Genomic DNA, 20,401 nt, shown 5'->3' with positions numbered 1-20,401 from the left:
CATGATGACAATGATTAGTCCTTATCGAGTGTTACAACGCAGATGTCAGAAATGAAATTGTAACGATATAAAGATTAAAGCAGCGGATGTTTGATCATTATCAACCATATTAACCATTACAGCATCCAACTGATTATGGCTAATATGACAGATATTAAATTGACTCTTACATAATACGACTAATGTTTATTGCTAGGTTACTGTCCTACAATAGATGATTTACTGTGCCACTATAAACTAGTTACAATTTAACTTTTTAGACGTTAGCTGTGTCCAAGCCCGCTCTTCACGAGTTAATTAAAAGTGAGTTACGGCTTAATCATTTCTTGATGCATTGCTTTGACTAATGCCACTAATGCTTCTTTTGATAACTTGTTAACCGATTCTACCGTGCTTGCTAATTTTTCTTTATCTTCAACAATTGGCGTGTAGTCGATAGTTGGCTTAAGAATGGTTTTAATTAATGCTTTAGCTGTTTCAGGATCGTTGTTTGCAATCGTCTCTAAGACTAATGCTTTCATGTCTGCATTTTTGTTTTGTAGCAATTTAGAGATATGCGTGAATCCTACTATTTCACATTGTACTAGTGTGCCAAATTCTGGCAGTTTAGACCAAGCAACTAATGCATTAGTAGTGACTTCTTCAATCTCGGTTGCAGAGCATTCTGAAATGATGTTTGTCCATAACCACTCATTAAACGCTTCATCGTCACTAATAATGTCTCTTGCTTCTTTACAAGCTTCTCCGATTTTATATTTTGCTTCACGCTTTTCTTGTGCTTCTGGCGCATTAGTATCGATGTAATGCGTGATATCTAAGTACTTTAGAATGGTTGATTCTTGCTCTGGTAATTCTATGCTCATTAAAACGCGCCTATTATGTTGCATCACATGATGGGATGACTTTTGCTTGTGCTGATAAAATGGGCGCAGTGTAACTTACAAAGACCATGTAGGCTATTAGCTTTGATCTTGTTTAACGTTTGCTTAATAATTGTTGATGACGATTGTGAATGGTGCTTTTAAACAATCGTGTTTGAGGTTCACCCTGCATCAGTATCTATTAGTTTTACTGTGTGCACTGGTTTTTAAACCCATTTAATACTTTTAAAGCAGTAGGCGGTGGAGTAGCCTGCATTTCTTGATAAGCCGCTTCCAGTCCCTGTAAAAATGCATCCGATGGTGGTCTTCCTGAAAAGTCATCGATACTGGCCGAAAACTTGATTTTCAGTATTTCACACATGACTTTTTCTAAGCCCTGAGGCCTTGCTTCCACCATTTCAAATTTATTCTGTTCTTCTTCACTTCTACCACATGGCGAATACCAGTAACCAAAGTCGTCTAACATTCTTCTTCGATCGCCTGCCAAACAATAATGAGATAATTCATGTAATAGGCTTCTCGGATAATTATCACGAAAATAAATGACTGCTTTGGCATTGTCTTTTGCTGCTTGATAAAAGGGTTCGTCTGCCCCGCCTTCTATACTCAAATCAGGAAAAACATTTGCCAATATGCCGATTAAATATTGGCAAAATTCATCATCGGTAAAACGGTCATTCATTTATCTATCATCCTAGTACGACTAAAATAAGGCCGAGAGTGTCATTTTATTGATTTAAGAAGCATTTATGTTAGATAAAAAACAATAAGTTCGACAAAAATAAGCGCAAATTATACACTTCACTCACTGTTCAATCTAACTAATAAAGATAAACCATGTCATTACTCAGTAAACTTCGTTGCGCATTCACCTTAGGACAAGGTGTCTTAATTGAAAATAAAGCACTCACGACCACTAATGACCCCATTCAGTTTTTTGATACTTGGTTAAAAGAGGCTGAAAGCACAGGTGTTGTATTACCTGAGTCGATGTCGGTTTCAACTTGTACGACTGAAGGGCGCCCTTCTTCACGTATGGTGTTATTAAAAGAAGTTGATCAAAATGGTTTTGTATTTTTTACTAATTACGGCAGCAGAAAAGCCGGTGAGTTAGAGCAAAATCCCTTTGCAGCTTTATTATTTCATTGGAATATTTTACAACGCCAAGTACGTATCGAAGGAAGAATTGAACGTGTTAGCCATGAAGAATCAGAAGCTTACTTTCATTCTCGTGGACGTGGTAGTCAGATTGGTGCATGGGCTTCAAAACAAAGCCAAACATTAGATGAACGCCAATCACTGGTAGATAGTGTCAAATTTTACGAAGAAAAGTTTGCAGGTAAAGCGATACCTTTACCTGATTTCTGGGGTGGTTACCGTGTCATTCCTGAAAAGATTGAGTTTTGGCAAGGTAAAGCAGATCGACTGCATGATCGTTTTGTTTATACGAAACAAGGTTCTAAGTGGACGATTACTCGCTTGAACCCTTAACGTTTATTGACCACGCGATTACATGCTCAATATAACTGGTGCCTTATTATTCGTTCCAATAAAGCACCAGTGTTGCACCACTGATTGAACTACCATAATTAATAGACACTCCAATACCGATATTATCTAACAATGGAATTTTATTATTGGTATCAATAACCCAACCAAAACTGGTTTCATAGTAATACCCATTATCAGCAATTGCTGTTAAATCGCCAATCAAATCGATTCGTTTAAAATCAATGGTTAAAAAATCTCCGACGCCCCATAGGTCAGGGACTTCAACAGTAAATTCAACACCATTAGTAATACGCCACCCTTCAGGGTTAATACTGTAAGGGTCATCAATAGAACCCGCTAAACCTTGCCCATAGATATAGTTATTATTATTATGTGCTCTCCATGAACCCCAGCTTTCTTCTCGTTCGTAACCAATGCCTACTTCAGGCTCTATAATCGCAGCAAAAGTACTAACGTTAAACTCATTATTAAACGTTCCTTTACTTTCTTCAGGAAAACCATCGCCATAATTATAATCATTTTTGTAATAGACGAGATGCAATCCCAACGCCGAGGTGACATACCAATTATCAGTAACATGATAAAATTGAGAATAGCTGCCATAAATACCAAAGGTATCTTGCTTTAACTCATCTTTTACGTCTGAAAAAATTTCGCTGCCACGCTCAGAATTAATATAAAAAGCACGCACTGTCAGTGCATGATCCCACGCTTCACTTTTAGGCTCTAAGTCCCATGTATAAGGAATAACAAATACATTTAAACTGTTTTTTAAATCAACAGTATCTTCATCGCCAAAACCAGGGTCATCCACTTCTAAATCAAAATTAGTGAAACCAAAGGTCAAAGCACTACTATCAGACATTAACGTTGCAATGGCAAAAGCTTCTTCAGTTGTATCTAGAGAGGGACTCTCAGCGGCTTGTGCATTACCAAAAAATGATCCTGTTGATAAGGCAATTAATGTCAGTTTGCTGTAATATTTAATAGTCATTGTTATAACCAACCATGCTCTTCGAACATGTCTGCTAATTTATCTAGTTCTTGGTCGATATGTGCTTTCCAGCTGATGCCATTTTGAGCTGCACCCAGTTGTTCCATAAACCAGTTATAAAAAACAGCATTATCAAATAAACCATGTAAATAAGAGGTATAGACGTTAGCTTGTTGCCATCCCATATTGTCATTAATAAAAGGTTTAACGGCTTCACTTAACACAATACTTTCTCCATGATGTATTTCATAAGCATCTATTTTTTCACCAACCCAATCGAAGCGTCTTTGAAGCGTTGCTTTGTCATGCGCTAAAGTTGTGCTCAAATCAATAATACCTAAGCCTTGTTTATTGCCATCTTCCAATTGTAGTGGATCATTAATATGGTTGCCAAGAATCTGTAATCCTCCACAAATACCCAGTATTAGTTTATTACTTTTGCTAAATTTTTGAATCTCTTTATCTAAGCCCGTTGTCTGTAAAAATGCTAAGCTTTTACCGCTATTTTTACTGCCAGGTAAAATAACTGCATCAAAAACAGATAGATCTTGGTTTTTCTGAACAGGTACTAAGTTAACATCGTTTTGATAAGTTAACGCATCGAATTCATCCATATTAGAGGCATAAGGATAATAGATTAGAGCCACATTGATAGCACCGTGTTGCCAAGTTGTACCTAATCGGAAGCTGTCTTCTTCTGGTAATTGATGACGATGGTAAGGTAAGTTAGCAACCGTAGGAATACCTGTTTTTTCTTCTAACCAATCCATTGCATTACCTAACAACTTAGGATCGCCGCGAAATTTGTTAAGGACAAACCCTTTAATGAGTTTCTGCTCTTCTTCTGCTAAACACGCCCAAGTACCTAATAAATGTGCAAAAGAACCGCCACGATCAATATCTGAGACTAAGTACACATCAGCCTGACAAGCTAAAGCTACGCTCATGTTGACGATATCTCCTTGGCGTAGATTGATTTCAGCAGGACTACCCGCCCCCTCAATCACTATTTGTTCATGTTCACTTTGTAAGGTGGTTAATGCTTCGACAACCTTTGGCCAGAGTAACTTTTTACGTGCCATCCAAGGCATATTTGAAATGTCAGTATCGACTTTTCCGTTAATAATAACTTGGCTAAAGGTCTCTGCACTGGGTTTAAGTAACACGGGATTCATTAATGCTGAGGGAGTGACTTTAGCGGCGATCGCTTGTAGATATTGCGCACGCCCTATTTCTAAACCATCCTCAGTAATGGCAGCATTATTACTCATATTTTGCGCTTTAAAAGGCGCAACATTAACACCTCTGTTAGCGAGTAGCCGACAAATGGCCGTGACGATCAGTGATTTACCTGCATCACTAGTACAACCTAGAATCATGATGGGTTTATTTTTTACGGACATGAGTCTCACTTGAGTTTATTTAATAACGTTTAGAAAGCGACTTGCTAAACCAAATTGCTCTATTTAATCAGAACAGTATTCATCTATTGAATTGGTAATAAACATCATTTTTTATATTGTTTATTGCCAATTCAATTTACATCGATAATTTAATGTGAAGCCTATAGGCCTTTCATTTTATAAAACATTTTACTTCTTATTTGAATTCAAGAAAGCAAAAAAAAGCACTGTATTCACAGTGCTTTACAATAAGCTAACCTATAGCTGATAACAAGTTATTAGCCACGACGAGCAATAACTGCAGCAGATAAGCTTGCTAATAATGTTTCAGTCGCATCCCAACCAATACATGCATCAGTAATACTTTGGCCATAAGTTGCAGCAACACCTTCACATAAGTCTTGGCGGCCTTCAACTAGGTGGCTCTCAACCATTACGCCTGAAATTGCTTTATCACCACCAGCAACTTGACTACAAACGTCATCACACACTTTCATTTGGTTTTCGAATTTCTTCTCTGAGTTTGCATGGCTAAAATCGATCATTAATGTTTCAGCTAGACCCGATTTTTTCAAATCAGTTTTGATCGCAGCAACATGCTCAGCGCTATAGTTAGGCGCTTTACCTCCACGTAAAATGATATGACAATCTGGGTTACCCGCTGTTTCTACGATAGCACTGTGACCGAATTTGTTAACCGATAAAAAATGATGTGAAGCATTAGCCGCCCCAATTGCATCAACAGCGACTTTAATTGTACCGTCGGTGCCATTTTTGAAACCCACTGGGCATGAAAGACCAGACGCTAATTCACGGTGAACTTGAGATTCTGTAGTACGTGCACCGATTGCGCCCCAAGACATTAAGTCAGCAACGTATTGTGGTGTGATCATATCTAAGAATTCAGTTGCAGCAGGTAATCCCATTGCATTGATATCTAATAATAATTTACGAGCAGTACGAAGACCTTTGTTGATATTAAACGTACCGTTTAATTCAGGATCGTTGATTAAACCTTTCCAACCTACTGTAGTACGTGGTTTTTCAAAATAAACACGCATAACAACTTCTAGTGAGTCTTTGTATTTTTCACGTAATGGCATTAATTTAGCAGCATAATCTAGCGCTGCTTCAGTATCATGAATTGAACAAGGACCGATGATCACTAACATACGGTCATCTTCGTCACTTAAAATTTTGCTGATAGCATTACGAGAACCAGAAACAGTACGGCTGATTTCAGATGTAGCTGGAAATTTCTCTAATAGAGCAATTGGGGGTAATAATTCTTTGATTGCAGTTATATTCACGTCATCTGTTTTAATCATAATTTGTCCTGAAGCACATCGTTGTGCTGGTAGTTAGTTTTTAATTTATCTTTTACTTCTGTTTACATTATAAAAAATACTGTTGTTCGAGCTATTTATCGTTTTATTGATTTTGTTGTCTTTCTTATTGGCACCGCTAGTAATCGTTTTATGCACTTTGTTATTAAACGTTTACGAAGTACTTTTATCGTCGTTTTCTATTTTCTTTACTTTTCTATCTTTCTTTACATGCTTTATTACTTTAAATATTAATCCATTAAAGGACTATACGGTTCTATCACTACCGTTTCACCTATCGCAACACTGCCTCGGTCTTGTTCAAGTATAATAAAGCAATTTGACTGACTCATCGAACTAAACACCCCAGAACCTTGATTTCCAGTCGTTGAGACGATTAGTTGACCTTGCTCATTAGTTGAGTAGGTACCACGTTGAAAATCAGTTCTTCCTGGTGCTTTAAATAATGCATCACTGCATATTGCATTCAGACGAAGAGCAGGCTTAATAAGCTCTCCACTCATCTTCGCCATTGCCGGCACAGCTAATTGATATAGAGTTACGATAGCGGAAACTGGATTTCCTGGCAACCCAAAAAAGACGCTGTTTTGTAACTTACCAAAAGCAAATGGTTTACCTGGTTTAATTGCCAATTTCCAAAACCCTATTTCACCGATTTCGTTTAACACTTCTTTAATGAAATCAGCCTCACCTACTGAGACACCACCGCTTGTTATTACAACATCAGCGAGTTGATCAGCTTTGATCATTGACTCTTTAATCAGTGCGTAATCGTCTTTAATAATGCCGAAATCAATCACTTCAACATTTAAACGAGACAAAAGTGCCATAATACTATATCGATTGCTATCGTATATTTCACCTTGCTGTAACGTTTCACCTAAGCTTTTTAACTCATCGCCAGACGATAAAACTGCCACTTTAAGTTTTCGATAAACATCAACATTGGCGATACCCAATGAAGCAAGCAAAGGGATATCACGCGGTGTTAATTTATGGCCTTTTTGTAACACTTGTTGTCCAATACTTAAATCTTCACCAGCAAAGCGAACATTATTATTGACTTCAGGAGCATGACTAAAAGTAATCAACGCACCTTCAGCTAAACATTGCTCTTGCATTACCACGCAATTTAACGAATCAGGTATTAATGCGCCTGTCATTATTCTGATGCAACAACCTGTTTCTACTTCTCCATTAAAAGGGACACCGGCGAAGGATTTACCGACTAATGTTAATTTAACTGGATTGTTAACTGAACAATTTTTCAAATCATCCGCGTGTAATGCATAACCATCCATTGCTGAATTGTTAAAAGGTGGAACGTTCTTTTGTGAAACAATATCTTCACAAAGTGTAAAGCCTAACGCATCCGATAATGGTAACGTGATTTTGTCACATACTATCGATAACGCTTCTTGCATTGCTTCCAACGCATCAGCTAACGGCATTAATCCTTTTGCATTACAACAGCTCATATGGGTTACTCTATTTTGATTAGTGAATTTTTAATAATAATTATTAGTTATTACTTATTAGTTTTTACTTATTGATTATCGATAATTGATTGGTATTTCATTATATACAATTTAATATTTCATTATGTATAGCTCTATAGGTCGGTGCAATATTAAAACTTCACTAAACAGCATTAAGATCAATAAATGTGCTTAAATGTATCTAAAGCTTTAATTTTCATCTCATATTTTTATATTTGCAGCTCAATCTTTCATTGCAACCTCATTACAACCTAAAGGCCTAACCTAATTTATTCAAACTCTTTAGTGCTAACATCCGCAGGTAAAGTCTCTGATACTTTAATCCCTTTTAAATTACTAAAACAGCTTTCAATAGCCGTTGTAATAAAATCTTCTATAAAAGCTAATGAATTTTGTTCTTCTCTGACTGCTGCATAAAGTGTTTTCCAAACGCCTTCTTTACCCAATCGTCTCGCGACAACATAGTCTTTCTGTAGATATTCAAACAATGCCCAATTGGGTAAACCTGCTACGCCTCGTCCGCTCGCAACCAATTGCAACATCATGAGTGTCATATCTGCTTGACGAATTTTTGCCGGGTTTACGCCTTCCGGTATTAAAAAAGCATTAAAAATGTCTAAACGCTCTTTTTCAACAGGATAAGTGATCAAGGTTTCTTCGCTTAGATCTTCTGCTTCAATATACGTTTTATTGGCTAAAGGGTGATGACGACTTAATGCCAGCATCGATTGATAGCTAAATAAGGGAATATAACTAATTCCTTCTATCGGTTGCGGATCTGAAGTAACCACTAAATCTAAATTCCCTCGTTTTAACGCGGGTAAAGGTAAGAAACTAAAACCACTTGAAAAGTCTAATTCAACTTCAGGCCAACTATCACGGAATTTATCAATAGCAGGCATTAACCATTGAAAGCAAGAATGGCATTCTATCGCCATGTGTAAACGTCCTGCATCGCCAGAAGCAAAGCGTGATATATCGCGTTCAGCCTGACGAATTTGCGGTAATACTTGATCAGCTAATTCTAAGATACGTAAACCAGAAATGGTAAAGCGGATTGGGCGTGATTTACGAATAAACAAAGAACAGTCTAAGCGTTGCTCTAACTCTTTTAACTGATGTGATAATGCTGATTGCGTTAAATGTAGTTGCTTTGCCGCTTCCACTAAACTGCCTGCTTTATTCAGTGTTGATAACGTCTTTAAGTGTTTTAGCTCAATCATAGTTCACCTTAATAAAGCATTAAATAGCATTAGTATTCCATAAAAGTTAATAATTTTCACATTATATAAGCAATCATTGAATATAATTAATCATTATCTAAATATACCTCACCATATTGTTGATTTCATCTTCACTAAATCAATTAGATAAGGTACTTTAAGAGACTGTTTAAAGCATTATGGAAATTAGGATTTAAGGGGTTTAAATGTATTCAATTGTTCGTTCAAACAAACTAGATAATGTCTGCTATGACATTCGTGGACCTGTATTAAAGCAAGCGATGAAATTAGAAGATGAAGGTCAGCGTATTCTTAAATTGAACATTGGTAATCCCGCCCAATTTGGTTTTGAAGCCCCAGAAGAAGTGTTGATGGATGTGATCAAAAACTTACCTAATAGCCAAGGCTATTGTGACAGCAAGGGGCTGTTTTCTGCGCGTAAAGCCGTAATGCAACATTACCAAGCTAAAGGTCTTTTATCGTTAGATACCGATGATATCTATATTGGTAATGGCGTCAGTGAATTGATCGTCATGGCGATGCAAAGTCTATTGAATAACGGTGATGAGATTTTAGTCCCGGCGCCTGATTATCCATTATGGACAGCCGCTGCTAACCTGTCTGGTGGTAAAGCGGTACATTATATTTGTGATGAAGAATCAAACTGGTTCCCTGATATCGACGATATCAAATCAAAAATCACTTCTCGCACTAAAGGGATTGTTTTAATTAACCCAAATAATCCAACTGGTGCAGTTTATAGTAAAGATTTACTAGAACAAATTGTAGAGTTAGCCCGTCAACATAACTTAATTGTTTTTTCTGATGAAATTTATTCAAAAATTGTTTATGACGATGCAGTCCATATCCCATTAGCCACCTTAGCCGATGATATTTTGATTGTAACCTTTGATGGTTTATCAAAAGCTTATCGAGTGTGTGGTTTCCGTGTTGGTTGGATGATGATCAGTGGTGCTAAAAAACAAGCACGTGATTACATATCAGGCATAGAAATTCTAGCGAGTATGCGTTTATGTGCCAATGTACCGATGCAACATGCGATTCAAACATCATTAGGCGGTTATCAAAGTATTAATGAACTGACTGTCCCTGGCGGCCGTTTATATGATCAAACGCAAACCGCGTGGAAATTATTAAATGACATTCCGGGTGTGAGTTGTACTAAACCAAATGGTGCTTTGTATCTTTTCCCTAAATTAGATCAAAAACGTTTTAATATTAAAGATGACCAACGTTTTGCGATGGATTTATTAGTTGAAGAAAAAATATTAATTGTGCAAGGTACTGGCTTTAATTGGCACAAACCAGATCACTTCCGTATTGTTTGTTTACCACGTGTCGATGAGATGGCAATAGCAATTAAGAAAATTGCTCACTTCCTAGATGGGTATAGTCAATAAGCTATATAAAATCAGGTAGCTATACTGAGAAGTTATATTAAAAAGTGTCGAACTTAATCATCATTAACGATGAGTTCGACATTTTCAATACTATTAAGCTCTTTTTTATTAACTTCCTTTCTATTAACCTCCTTTCTATTCAAGAAAGCGATTAACATAGTGACCTTAAACAACATAGCGATGAACGGATTTCAAGAGTCGTTAATATGTTGTCACTGCATTAAGACTCATCTCCATTAAGTAACCACTCAACCTCATTTAGCTTTTTAGCTTTTATTAATTTTGACGCTTATTTGTTTTGTAAGTCAATAAATAGTAATGATAAAATCAACTCCCCTTTCACTATTTTATTTATTTCACATGAGATAAAAATGTTTAAAAAAATAGCACTTTCTATCATTTCATTATGTTTTTTCTTACTCTTATTTATTGATATTCAAACTATTATTTCAGAACGATTAATCGATGCATTATGGCCTATTGGACATGTCACTGTATTTGCTTTTTGGGGATCGTTATTCCTGCTTTATCAACCGACGATAAAAGCGGCATCGCTCAAAAAACAATTTTTATTGATGACTGTTTTTTGTTTTATTTTTGGAATATCGATTGAATTAATCCAACCTTTCTTTGGACGCTCTAGAGAGCTAGCAGATGTTTTTTTAAATTATGTCGGCTTATTACTCAGCATCATTTTGTTCAGTCGTCACTTTATTCACTGGTGCTATAAGCTATTCTATTTTTGCTTACTCGGTTATCTACTTTCCCCTTCTGCACTATGTATTTATGATGAAATTAAAGCAAAGGTTGAATACCCTGTATTAGCCTCTTTTGAACACGACGTTGCGCTGACACGTTGGAAAGCAGATCAGCCTTTATCCTTAGCCATACCAGAGCAATTAGATAAGCAGCTAAATAGACAACTAAGTCAATCGTCGCCAAGCATTAATAAAATGATGAAAGTGACTTTTGTTCCTCGTGAATATAGTGGCGTCGCTTTACGTTATTTCGAAGGAGATTGGCAAGGTTACAAAACACTAGTAATACGCTTTTATAATCCTAATACCGCTACCACAGCAGAGATTAAGACAGACGAGAAGATAGAAAGAACGCAACTTGACACATTACCCGTGACTTTGTTGATTACAGATGAACATTACAATAAATCAAAACCAAACTATAAAGATCGCTACGAGAAAAAATTACATATTGAACCAGGCTTCAGTGAGATTAGCATTCCATTAAATACAATCAGAGATGGTGTTCAGTTAAGAGAGATGGATTTAAGTAAAATGGCAGGAGTTGATTTTTATATGTATGAATTAGATGGGCCAGTTAACCTTTATATCGATCAATTATATTTACAGTGATATCAATATCAATCACACTCTTAACTGATTGATTTTACCTGCTAAATAACCTATTTCTCGTTGTAAGTTTCGTAAAAGAAACAGCCTACTAAAAGAGTTAACTTATTTTAGTTAATCTTCGAAATACCTCAACTTAGGCTTTGAAATAAGTCATTTTTTCTGCACAAAATTTAGAGTAATTGGTTTAATGTAATTGGTTTAATGTAATTGGTTTAATGTAATTGGTTTAATGTAATTGTTCTAGCAACACAAATAAAAAGAGAGACTCATTAGTCTCTCTTTTTATTGATAACCGTTCATCATACATTATTAATCTATGTCTTGTATAATACTTTACAAAGGTCCGTACACCTTATCCGTTAAACGGACATGTACAGTGATTTCTTCACGGTCATGATATAGATGTTTTGCTTGTAGTTCGTAATTGAAACCAGCTTCTTCGATCATATCAGTTAATAACTTTATATCATCAGTTGCTTCTTGATAACGCTGTTTCATTGGCAATTTAAGATTAAAAATAGCTTCTTTACACCAACCATCAATTAACCACTGCGCCATTAATTTAGCGACTCGCTTAGGCTTTTCAATCATGTCACACACTAACCAATGAATATTTTTACGCTCAGGTTCAAACTTAAAGCCATCTTCCATAAAGTGAGTGACTTGCCCTGTTTCCATCAAACTATCGGCCATTGCACCATTATCAACACAACTTACAAACATACCTCGTCGTACTAACTGATAAGTCCAACCACCAGGACATGCGCCAAGATCAACGGCCCGTAAACCTGAATGTGCTCGCGCTTCTTGTTCTTCTTTGGTTAAGAACGTTTGGAAGGCTTCGTCTAACTTAAGTGTTGAACGGCTAGGTGCTTCATTAGGAAAACGTAAACGAGTGATACCCATGTGCAATTCGCTGCGATTTTTAGGTAAAGAGTACCCAACATAGGCGGTTTCATAATCCATGAAACAAACATGTGTACGTCGTTTTTTTAGGTTTTCCTTATTCGTTAAGTTATTGTGTTTTTTAAGCGCTTGTCTAAAAGGAACCGTGAATTTACGACAAAAAGTAAGTAAAGGTTTAGTTTCATCGCCTTCAGGACATTCAACATAGACATCACCTGCCATTGGTAAGTTACGTGTAATGTCTAAAATAGGGGTAATTCTGTCATCTGCAGGTAAGTCTTCAAGCAGTGCGACCGCAACAATCATTTGACGAGCAAAAATAAGTTGAGCAAAATTAATCTGCTCTGATAATGCCTCCACTTGGGTTGGATCATAACAATGGTATAAAACAAAACCACTATTTTTAAGGGTTTTAATATAACCAAAAACGTCTAACTCACTCGCTTTAGCTTGGATTTCATTTGCACAGTCATTTTCAAAACCAGGACGACAATATAACAGAATACCTAACATACAGACTTAAACCTTTATTTTCTTTGTGTAAATAGCATGGCAATAGCAACAAATAACCAAGCGAGTATGAGTAATAAACCACCTAATGGAGTCACTAATACTAATAATGTTGAGCCTAAAAATACTAAGTAATATAGGCTACCGCTAAAACATACAGTACCCAATGTGAAGCAATATAAGCTAATGGTCAGTAACCGACTTGTAAACATTGAACTTAATAGTGATATCACTATTAATGTGATGGCATGAAACAGCTGGTATTGTGCAGCAACTTGTACCTGAGAGACTTGCGCCGTACTTGCCCAAGTCGACAAACCGTGACTTGCATAAGCGCCAAACATAACCGCCGTTGCACCGAGTAAAGCAGCGATGGCGATAAAGCAACGTGATTGTTTAGTTATCAGCAATGTTAATAACCTTCTTTATTGCAGAACTTAGTAACCGCTTTTTAATAACAGTGACTTAGTCATTGCTATTAAGGAATTAATAGCAATTATGTAGAGCCGTCATTACCTAGTGACAATTGTTTGGCAACACTTATCACTAGTCTTTATTTAGTATCAACTATTCAGTGACAATAGGCTCTAAGCTTTTTGCTAAGTCATCCATTTGTTTCATTTGTGTTAAGAATGGTACTAACTTATCGAGTGGTAATGCACATGGTCCATCACATTTAGCATTAGTAGGATCCGGATGAGACTCCAAGAATAACCCTGCAATACCTTGCGACATACCCGCTAAACCTAGTTGTACTACTTGGCTACGACGACCATCAGCACTATCTAAACGCGCACCTGGTTTTTGAAGTGAATGTGTGACATCAAAAATAACTGGGTAACCAGTTTCTTTCATCGTACTGAAACCTAACATATCAACAACAAGGTTGTTGTAACCGAAACAGCTGCCTCGTTCACATAGGATAATTTTATCATTACCCGCTTCTTTAAACTTAGTGATGATATGTTGCATTTCATGTGGTGCTAAAAATTGTGCTTTCTTAACATTAATAACCGCGTTGGTTTCAGCCATTGCTTGTACTAAGTCAGTTTGGCGACTTAAAAAAGCAGGTAACTGGATAACATCAACGACTTCAGCAACTGGTTTTGCTTGGTACGGTTCATGTACATCGGTAATAATTGGTACATTAAAAGTAGATTTAATGTCTTCAAAAATACGTAAACCTTCTTCTAGACCAGGTCCACGATAACTATTAATTGAAGAGCGATTCGCTTTATCAAAAGAAGCTTTGAAAACATAAGGAATGTTCAGTTTAGACGTTGCTTCAACATACGTTTCAACCATCTTCATTGCTAGATCACGTGACTCTAAAACATTCATTCCACCAAATAAAACAAATGGACGATCATTTGCAACATCAATATTGCCTACTTTGATAATTTTCTGGCTCATATTTACTCTCTTATTTATTGACAACCTTAATGGTTAAACTTGGTTGCAAAAAAGTTATTTAGTTTATTTAATGAATCGTTTGAGCATTATGCTCATTATTCATTTGTTTAATTTGTCGCTTTAATAAATTAACGATTGGATCTTCAGGACATTGCTCAATGAAATAAGTAAAATCATTACAAGCAAGCTGAAAACAGTCTAATTGTTGAAACAAAAAACCACGGTCCCTGACTTCAAAAGCATCTTCAGGATCTAAACGTAACAAGATATCACTACACAATAAGGCTAATTCAATAGTTTCAGCTTGAATATAAGCTGCTTTTAATACACTGACATAACGTTTGATAATGGTTTCGTTACTATCTGCTTGTAACATTTCATTTGTTAAACGCGCATGATTACCTAACTGACCACGTACCTTTAATTCTAATTGTTGAGTATTAACGATATCACCATTAAAAGGGTCGATATAAATAACGTCGTTATCCATGTCGACTTTAACAATAAAGCCACTTGGGAAACAAATACCCGACGCAATAAAACCCGTCTCTTTTAGCATTTCAATTAATAGAATACCTAAACTAATGGGTACACCTTTTCGACGTGATAGTACTTTTGATACTAATGCATTTTTAACTTTGAAAAATGCTTTCCAATCACCTTTAAAGCCTTGTTCATGGTAAACACTGTTTAACAACGTTTGCAGTTTATCTAGGTTTTGTTCGGTTTTTTTCCCGACCTGAGACTTAACAATGATTAGCTGTAAACGCATTGAATCTTGAAATTTCACGATCGACTGCCCCGTGATTTCAGCTTCAGCCATACTGGCTAACTGTAAAAGGGAAAACGCACTATAGTCTATCCCTTCATGAATAATGCTTGTATTAACAACGGGTTGTTCAATGACACCCTGCTCGTCTAATTCCACTGTCTACCCCACTAATAAAATGGCTTGTTTAGTGAATGCTAATTTAGCAATGTACGCAAGCCAACCGAAGGCACCAATAAATGCTAACCATTGAATATGCGTTTTGGTCTTCGCATTAAGTGCGACTTGAACCATTGAGAAATAAGCAACAAAGGCAATCATTTTTTCTAGTAACCAATACCCACCCGCAGCAAACGGATTAAAATGAAATAATCCCATTAACGCTAAACCAAGAAAAATAATGGCAACATTGGTATGGATGTGTATTTTCTTAAATACCGCTTTTTGTGCGTTAGCATGGCCTGATTTAAGCCAGTAAAATCGAACGATAAACATGACAATGGCTAATAAAATGAAAGTCATGTGTGTATGTTTTAAAATTGAATACATAGTTGTCCTATTGGTAAGCTACTACACTTACTGTTGCTATATTACTGGCTCTATTAGACAGTAATATAAAGTTACTTGTTCGTTATGAATTACGCCAGATGACCTAAAGTAACTCGGTCATTTTTTGCATAATCTTGTTGTGTTTCGATCTTAATGAAACCATTTTCTTGTAAAATTGTTTGTACTGAAGCACCTTGTTCAAAGCCATGCTCAAACAATAAACAGCCATTTTCTTTTAAATAGCTTTTAGCCTGTTCGCATATATGGCGGATGTCCGACAAACCTTGTTCATTAGCCACGAGTGCAGATAAAGGTTCAAAACGCACATCACCTTGTTTGAGGTGCACATCATTAGCATCAATATAAGGGGGGTTGCTAACAATAATATCAAAATGACCTTGCACACTTTCAAACCAGTTACTTTGATGAATGCTGACATTATTAAACTGCAAGCTATCACGGTTTTCGATCGCTAACTGAACGGCCTGTTCACTAAATTCGACACCTGTGCATACGGCATTAGGTAATTCGCTTGCAAGTGCAAGAATAATTGCCCCAGTGCCCGTTCCAAGATCTAAAATATGCGCGTTAACAGCACTTTTAGCTAGCGCTATTTCAACTAACACTTCTGTATCGGGTCTTGGAATTAAGGTGCTATTATTTACTTTTAACGGTAAAGACCAAAATTCACGTAGTCCGGTTAAATGTGCGACAGGTTGTCCGTTGACACGTTTTTCAATTAAATCTTCGAACTGTAACTTTTGCTGTGCACTTAAATCGCGTTCAGGCCAAGTCATTAGATAAATCGTTTCTTTACCTAAAACAAAGGCCAATAACACCTGCGCATCCAATAAAGCAGAGTCGCTATTCACTAGCGTGTACTCTGCCCAGATTAACGCATCATCAATACGCAATTACAGGCCACCCTGTGCAAGTGCAGCTAATTTATCAGCTTGGTCTTCCTGTAGGATTGGATCAAGTAGAGATTCTAACTCGCCTTCTAATACTTCGTTTAGGCGGTAGATTGTTAAATTGATACGGTGATCACTTACACGGCCTTGCGGGTAGTTATAAGTTCTAATACGTTCGCTTCGGTCGCCACTTGCTACTAAGCTACGACGAATATCTTGCTCTTCAGCATTATTTTTTTCATCTTCCGCTTGTTGTAAACGAGCTTGTAGTACTGACATCGCTTGCGCACGGTTTTTATGCTGTGAACGTTGATCCTGACATTCAACCACGGTCCCAGTCGGTACGTGAGTAATACGAATAGCAGAGTCGGTTTTATTAACGTGCTGACCACCAGCACCAGAAGCACGAAAAGTATCTACTTTTAAATCAGCCGGGTTAATTTTAATTGCTTCAGATTCTGGAATTTCAGGCATTACTACTACAGTACAAGCTGAAGTATGGATACGACCTTGAGATTCTGTTTCAGGAACACGTTGAACACGATGACCACCTGATTCAAATTTCATTAAACCGTAAGCACCATCACCTTCAATTTGCATAATAACTTCTTTGTAACCGCCCTGCTCACTCGCATTGCTAGTCATAATACTCATACGCCATTTTTTACTATCACAAAACTTACTGTACATACGGAATAAGTTACCTGCAAAAATAGCCGCTTCATCACCACCCGCACCGGCACGAATTTCAACAAAACAGTTACGGTCATCATTAGGGTCTTTTGGCAGTAATAAAATTTGTAAGTCATCCGCTAGTTTTTCAACGGTACTTTTAGCTTCAACGACTTCATCTTGCGCCATTTCACGCATGTCTTCATCATCATCTTCAAGCATAAGCTCTGCAGCAGCTAAATCATCTTGTGCTGATTGGAATGCTTTAAACGACAATACAACTTCTTCAAGTTGAGAGTATTCTTTGGTTAATTCTCGGTATTTTTCTTGGTTGCTAATAGTGTCAGGATCACCTAATAACGCTTGAACCTCTTCATAGCGTTCAACTAATATCTCTAACTTTGCAACAATTGATGCTTTCATTTTTATCTCTTCTTATGAATAGGTAAATAGCCTAGCTATTCTTTTTGTTCTTATAATTCATCTGTTTGGCTTAAGCCTAATGTCAGTCTAAGTAGCGCTAAATCTTGTTCGTTACCTGATTTGCTAACGGTTGTTAACGCTTGGCTTGGATGATGTATAAGCTTATTGGTCAACTTAAATGCTAATTCTTTTAATACTTTTTCACTGTCGTTGCCATTCGCTAATGAAGCAATAGCACGTTGTAATAATTCATCTCTTAATTGCTCACTGTTTTGACGATACAATCTTATACTTTCAACTGCTTTTAATGATTCTTGCCAAGCAATAAAATCACGAACACCGACTTCAATGATTTTTTCAGCTTCTATTGCTGCTTCCACTCGGGCTTGTTTATTTTCTTCGATAATACCTTGTAGATCATCGACACTATAAAGATAGGCATCGTTTAATTCTGAAACTTGTGGTTCGATATCTCGTGGTACGGCGATATCGATAAATAGCATCGGCTGATGACGGCGATCTTTTAATGCACACTCAACCATCCCTTTACCAATAATAGGTAACTGGCTCGCCGTAGAGGAGATAATAATATCTGCTTTAGATAATTGATCTGGGATTTGCCCTAGAGTGATCGCTTTCGCATCAAACTTATCAACCAATTCAACAGCGCGCGCTAACGTTCTGTTGGCAATAGTAATATTAGGCACTTCATGTTCTAGTAGATATTTACCTACTAGCTCGATGGTTTCACCTGCACCAATCAATAATACACGGCTTTGTTTTAGGTCACTGAAAATTTGTCTGGCTAAACTCACCGCGGCAAAGGCAACAGAGATGGCATTAGCGCCTATTTGAGTATCAGTACGGACTTTTTTGGCCACTTTAAACGCATATTGAAACCATTTGTTTAAGCTTTTATTAACTGACTTAGCATGACTTGCAACGGCAAAAGCTTGCTTAATTTGCCCTAATATTTGCGGTTCACCTAATACCAGTGAATCTAATCCACAAGAAACACGAAATAAGTGAGAAACGGCTTCCTGATCTTGGTAACAATAGAAATTATCATCGAAGCTACCTGCTTCGATATTATGGAAGTCAGTCAACCAGCGTAAAATAGAACTGCTATCATCACCTTCGAAGTGACAATAAATCTCACATCGATTACAGGTGGAAATAATTACCGCTTCTTTCACAAAAGGTTGTGCTAATAAATCGCTATAAGCAGCATTCAAAGAGTCAGGTGCAAAAGCAACTTGTTCTCTCAGTTTTACTGGTGCAGTTTGATGGTTAATTCCTAACGCAAATAATGACATTTATATAATTCACTGAGACAAGAAAACGGACTAAAACAAAAGAGCTGAATTCTACGTAAATTTACGCTAAATTTAAAGCTAACTCTGTTTCTACGTTGCATTTAGTTTTATTTTTAACCAATTAAGCGATAACTTTGCCCAATAAAACAGAATAACAAGATTTCTTCGCGAATATTTTTACTTGTTAGGCTTGCTTGGGTATTATCAGACACAGAATTTTTATCACTTAATTATTGATGAGCCCATGACTATTAAAAAAATACTTGCCAGCCTTGTTGTTACCTTCTCTCTTTCTGGTTGCTCTTTTTTATACGATACGTTTGTATATCAAATTGATGTTGTACAAGGAAATTATATCGATGACGAAAAACTTGCTAAATTAGAAATTGGTATGACTCAACAACAGATCATTTATGTATTAGGATCTCCTATGCTAATTGACCAATTTGATTCATCAAAATGGTATTACATTCGTTATATCAAACCAGGTGGTGAAGACGTACAACAGTCGCAAATATTATTAACATTTGACGGTAATAAACTGATTGAGATAACCAGTGAAAATACCTCTGCCCCAAATCCTTTAGTAAAAAGTCCTAAAGTAAAAAAAGAACCTAATGAGGCAGCTCAAACAGGCGATACTAAAGTGCCAAAGACTTCAGAATAAATAAAAATTAACGCTATTACCTAAAGGAATGCCATTATCGCATTCCTTTTTTATTACCTTTTAAACAATTTAGTTCCTTCATCACTGTTATTTACTCGTCTATTTAGTGCGCCAAATCACCTTTAATAACAGAAGTTTACCGAGAATTGATCTAGCCCAAATTCCTATCCAGTATTTTTTGCTTTTTATAATGCAAAGTCTATGATGAAAATTCCTTAAAATAATAGAAGTGAATTAAAAGATGATTAAAAATTACTCTGATACTTTTTTAGAAGAAATGAAATTACTTGCTAAATTCCCTGAAACATCTCAATTAGAAGGATTAAAAATTCATAAGGAAGCAGCACATTCAGTCATTCAAGCTGCTCAATCTCTTTTTGATAAAGGACTTATCTCTCAACATGACGGAGGATATCTAACTGATAGTGGGTTAGAAACTGCCGAGCATTTACGCCATGTTATGACCACTTTAAATTAAATTCGACGTTTACTATTACTCGTGTTGTTAATAGCCATAAAATTGATAGTCATAGACTCAACACAAACAGAATAAATAAAAAGTGAGCTCCAATGCTTTAAAGGACTCACTATCCCAGCCTACTTACCTTTACTCCCT

The 20,401-nt window shown here is 36.5% G+C and carries 20 protein-coding genes; 5 read left to right on the top strand and 15 right to left on the bottom strand.

Annotated elements, in window-relative coordinates; translation table 11 throughout:
• Positions 1-308: 308 nt before the first annotated feature.
• Both SP041_RS18040 and SP041_RS18035 read right to left on the bottom strand, forming a co-directional pair.
• A complete protein-coding gene (locus SP041_RS18040) occupies positions 309-863 on the bottom strand; it encodes a hypothetical protein (protein ID WP_025565580.1) in 555 nt (184 codons plus the stop codon).
• Between the two features lie 205 nt (positions 864-1,068).
• Positions 1,069-1,563 (bottom strand): elongation factor P hydroxylase, encoded by a 495-nt coding sequence (locus SP041_RS18035; RefSeq protein ID WP_025565581.1) that lies wholly within the window; start codon positions 1,561-1,563, stop codon positions 1,069-1,071.
• Between the two features lie 155 nt (positions 1,564-1,718).
• Between SP041_RS18035 and pdxH the strand changes: the two genes are divergently transcribed.
• Positions 1,719-2,372, top strand: coding sequence for a pyridoxamine 5'-phosphate oxidase (gene pdxH, locus SP041_RS18030; protein WP_025565582.1), 654 nt, complete (start codon positions 1,719-1,721; stop codon positions 2,370-2,372).
• 46 nt (positions 2,373-2,418) lie between these two features.
• Here the strand turns inward: pdxH and SP041_RS18025 are convergent, their stop codons facing one another.
• From SP041_RS18025 to SP041_RS18005, 5 genes are all read right to left on the bottom strand, one after another.
• Positions 2,419-3,387, bottom strand: coding sequence for a Solitary outer membrane autotransporter beta-barrel domain (locus tag SP041_RS18025; RefSeq protein ID WP_025565583.1), 969 nt, complete (start codon positions 3,385-3,387; stop codon positions 2,419-2,421).
• Between the two features lie 2 nt (positions 3,388-3,389).
• Positions 3,390-4,790, bottom strand: coding sequence for a cobyric acid synthase (locus tag SP041_RS18020; protein WP_037049987.1), 1,401 nt, complete (start codon positions 4,788-4,790; stop codon positions 3,390-3,392).
• Between the two features lie 278 nt (positions 4,791-5,068).
• Positions 5,069-6,121: a 3-deoxy-7-phosphoheptulonate synthase AroG gene (aroG, locus tag SP041_RS18015; protein WP_137297982.1), complete on the bottom strand. Its 1,053-nt coding sequence runs from the start codon at positions 6,119-6,121 to the stop codon at positions 5,069-5,071.
• Positions 6,122-6,366: 245 nt separating this feature from the next.
• A complete protein-coding gene (gene moeA, locus SP041_RS18010) occupies positions 6,367-7,614 on the bottom strand; it encodes a molybdopterin molybdotransferase MoeA (RefSeq protein ID WP_025565587.1) in 1,248 nt (415 codons plus the stop codon).
• 290 nt (positions 7,615-7,904) lie between these two features.
• Positions 7,905-8,858 carry a LysR family transcriptional regulator gene (locus SP041_RS18005; protein ID WP_025565588.1) on the bottom strand — a complete coding sequence of 318 codons (954 nt, stop codon included), beginning with the start codon at positions 8,856-8,858 and terminating at the stop codon, positions 7,905-7,907.
• 206 nt (positions 8,859-9,064) lie between these two features.
• Between SP041_RS18005 and SP041_RS18000 the strand changes: the two genes are divergently transcribed.
• Both SP041_RS18000 and SP041_RS17995 read left to right on the top strand, forming a co-directional pair.
• The gene (locus tag SP041_RS18000; RefSeq protein WP_025565589.1) at positions 9,065-10,279 is read left to right on the top strand and encodes a pyridoxal phosphate-dependent aminotransferase; all 1,215 of its coding nucleotides are present in this window, start codon (positions 9,065-9,067) and stop codon (positions 10,277-10,279) included.
• A gap of 371 nt (positions 10,280-10,650) precedes the next feature.
• On the top strand, positions 10,651-11,649 hold the full coding sequence (locus tag SP041_RS17995; RefSeq protein ID WP_025565591.1) for a VanZ family protein: 999 nt from the start codon (positions 10,651-10,653) through the stop codon (positions 11,647-11,649).
• A gap of 333 nt (positions 11,650-11,982) precedes the next feature.
• Here the strand turns inward: SP041_RS17995 and rlmM are convergent, their stop codons facing one another.
• The 8 genes from rlmM to hemA form a co-directional block, all read right to left on the bottom strand.
• Complete coding sequence (rlmM, locus tag SP041_RS17990; protein ID WP_025565592.1) at positions 11,983-13,068, bottom strand: 23S rRNA (cytidine(2498)-2'-O)-methyltransferase RlmM; 1,086 nt, start codon at positions 13,066-13,068, stop codon at positions 11,983-11,985.
• 14 nt (positions 13,069-13,082) lie between these two features.
• Positions 13,083-13,475: a DUF423 domain-containing protein gene (locus tag SP041_RS17985; protein WP_025565593.1), complete on the bottom strand. Its 393-nt coding sequence runs from the start codon at positions 13,473-13,475 to the stop codon at positions 13,083-13,085.
• Positions 13,476-13,632: 157 nt separating this feature from the next.
• Positions 13,633-14,478, bottom strand: coding sequence for a 3-deoxy-8-phosphooctulonate synthase (gene kdsA, locus SP041_RS17980; RefSeq protein WP_025565595.1), 846 nt, complete (start codon positions 14,476-14,478; stop codon positions 13,633-13,635).
• A gap of 67 nt (positions 14,479-14,545) precedes the next feature.
• Positions 14,546-15,406, bottom strand: coding sequence for a tetratricopeptide repeat protein (locus tag SP041_RS17975; RefSeq protein WP_240791501.1), 861 nt, complete (start codon positions 15,404-15,406; stop codon positions 14,546-14,548).
• 3 nt (positions 15,407-15,409) lie between these two features.
• Complete coding sequence (locus tag SP041_RS17970) at positions 15,410-15,796, bottom strand: SirB2 family protein (RefSeq protein WP_025565597.1); 387 nt, start codon at positions 15,794-15,796, stop codon at positions 15,410-15,412.
• Between the two features lie 89 nt (positions 15,797-15,885).
• Positions 15,886-16,710: a peptide chain release factor N(5)-glutamine methyltransferase gene (gene prmC, locus SP041_RS17965; protein WP_025565598.1), complete on the bottom strand. Its 825-nt coding sequence runs from the start codon at positions 16,708-16,710 to the stop codon at positions 15,886-15,888.
• A complete protein-coding gene (prfA, locus tag SP041_RS17960; RefSeq protein ID WP_025565599.1) occupies positions 16,711-17,802 on the bottom strand; it encodes a peptide chain release factor 1 in 1,092 nt (363 codons plus the stop codon).
• 50 nt (positions 17,803-17,852) lie between these two features.
• Complete coding sequence (gene hemA / locus SP041_RS17955; RefSeq protein ID WP_025565600.1) at positions 17,853-19,118, bottom strand: glutamyl-tRNA reductase; 1,266 nt, start codon at positions 19,116-19,118, stop codon at positions 17,853-17,855.
• Between the two features lie 244 nt (positions 19,119-19,362).
• Between hemA and bamE the strand changes: the two genes are divergently transcribed.
• Positions 19,363-19,785: an outer membrane protein assembly factor BamE gene (gene bamE / locus SP041_RS17950; protein WP_025565601.1), complete on the top strand. Its 423-nt coding sequence runs from the start codon at positions 19,363-19,365 to the stop codon at positions 19,783-19,785.
• Positions 19,786-20,026: 241 nt separating this feature from the next.
• Positions 20,027-20,263: a TIGR02647 family protein gene (locus SP041_RS17945; protein ID WP_037049992.1), complete on the top strand. Its 237-nt coding sequence runs from the start codon at positions 20,027-20,029 to the stop codon at positions 20,261-20,263.
• The last annotated feature ends 138 nt before the right edge of the window (positions 20,264-20,401 follow it).

This window comes from Psychromonas sp. SP041 (assembly GCF_000470315.2).
GTDB lineage: Bacteria > Pseudomonadota > Gammaproteobacteria > Enterobacterales > Psychromonadaceae > Psychromonas.
Note: the sequence above shows the minus strand (reverse complement) of the source record. Positions and strands in the feature narration are given on the sequence as shown.

Coding starts and splice junctions, on each gene's coding strand:
- SP041_RS18005 (WP_025565588.1), bottom strand. CDS start 8,858: ATGATTGAGCTAAAACACTTAAAGACGTTATCAACACTGAATAAAGCA.
- SP041_RS18040 (WP_025565580.1), bottom strand. CDS start 863: ATGAGCATAGAATTACCAGAGCAAGAATCAACCATTCTAAAGTACTTA.
- bamE (WP_025565601.1), top strand. CDS start 19,363: ATGACTATTAAAAAAATACTTGCCAGCCTTGTTGTTACCTTCTCTCTT.
- rlmM (WP_025565592.1), bottom strand. CDS start 13,068: ATGTTAGGTATTCTGTTATATTGTCGTCCTGGTTTTGAAAATGACTGT.
- SP041_RS18025 (WP_025565583.1), bottom strand. CDS start 3,387: ATGACTATTAAATATTACAGCAAACTGACATTAATTGCCTTATCAACA.
- prfA (WP_025565599.1), bottom strand. CDS start 17,802: ATGAAAGCATCAATTGTTGCAAAGTTAGAGATATTAGTTGAACGCTAT.
- moeA (WP_025565587.1), bottom strand. CDS start 7,614: ATGAGCTGTTGTAATGCAAAAGGATTAATGCCGTTAGCTGATGCGTTG.
- hemA (WP_025565600.1), bottom strand. CDS start 19,118: ATGTCATTATTTGCGTTAGGAATTAACCATCAAACTGCACCAGTAAAA.
- kdsA (WP_025565595.1), bottom strand. CDS start 14,478: ATGAGCCAGAAAATTATCAAAGTAGGCAATATTGATGTTGCAAATGAT.
- SP041_RS17970 (WP_025565597.1), bottom strand. CDS start 15,796: ATGTATTCAATTTTAAAACATACACACATGACTTTCATTTTATTAGCC.
- SP041_RS18035 (WP_025565581.1), bottom strand. CDS start 1,563: ATGAATGACCGTTTTACCGATGATGAATTTTGCCAATATTTAATCGGC.
- SP041_RS18000 (WP_025565589.1), top strand. CDS start 9,065: ATGTATTCAATTGTTCGTTCAAACAAACTAGATAATGTCTGCTATGAC.
- pdxH (WP_025565582.1), top strand. CDS start 1,719: ATGTCATTACTCAGTAAACTTCGTTGCGCATTCACCTTAGGACAAGGT.
- SP041_RS17995 (WP_025565591.1), top strand. CDS start 10,651: ATGTTTAAAAAAATAGCACTTTCTATCATTTCATTATGTTTTTTCTTA.
- SP041_RS18020 (WP_037049987.1), bottom strand. CDS start 4,790: ATGTCCGTAAAAAATAAACCCATCATGATTCTAGGTTGTACTAGTGAT.
- SP041_RS17945 (WP_037049992.1), top strand. CDS start 20,027: ATGATTAAAAATTACTCTGATACTTTTTTAGAAGAAATGAAATTACTT.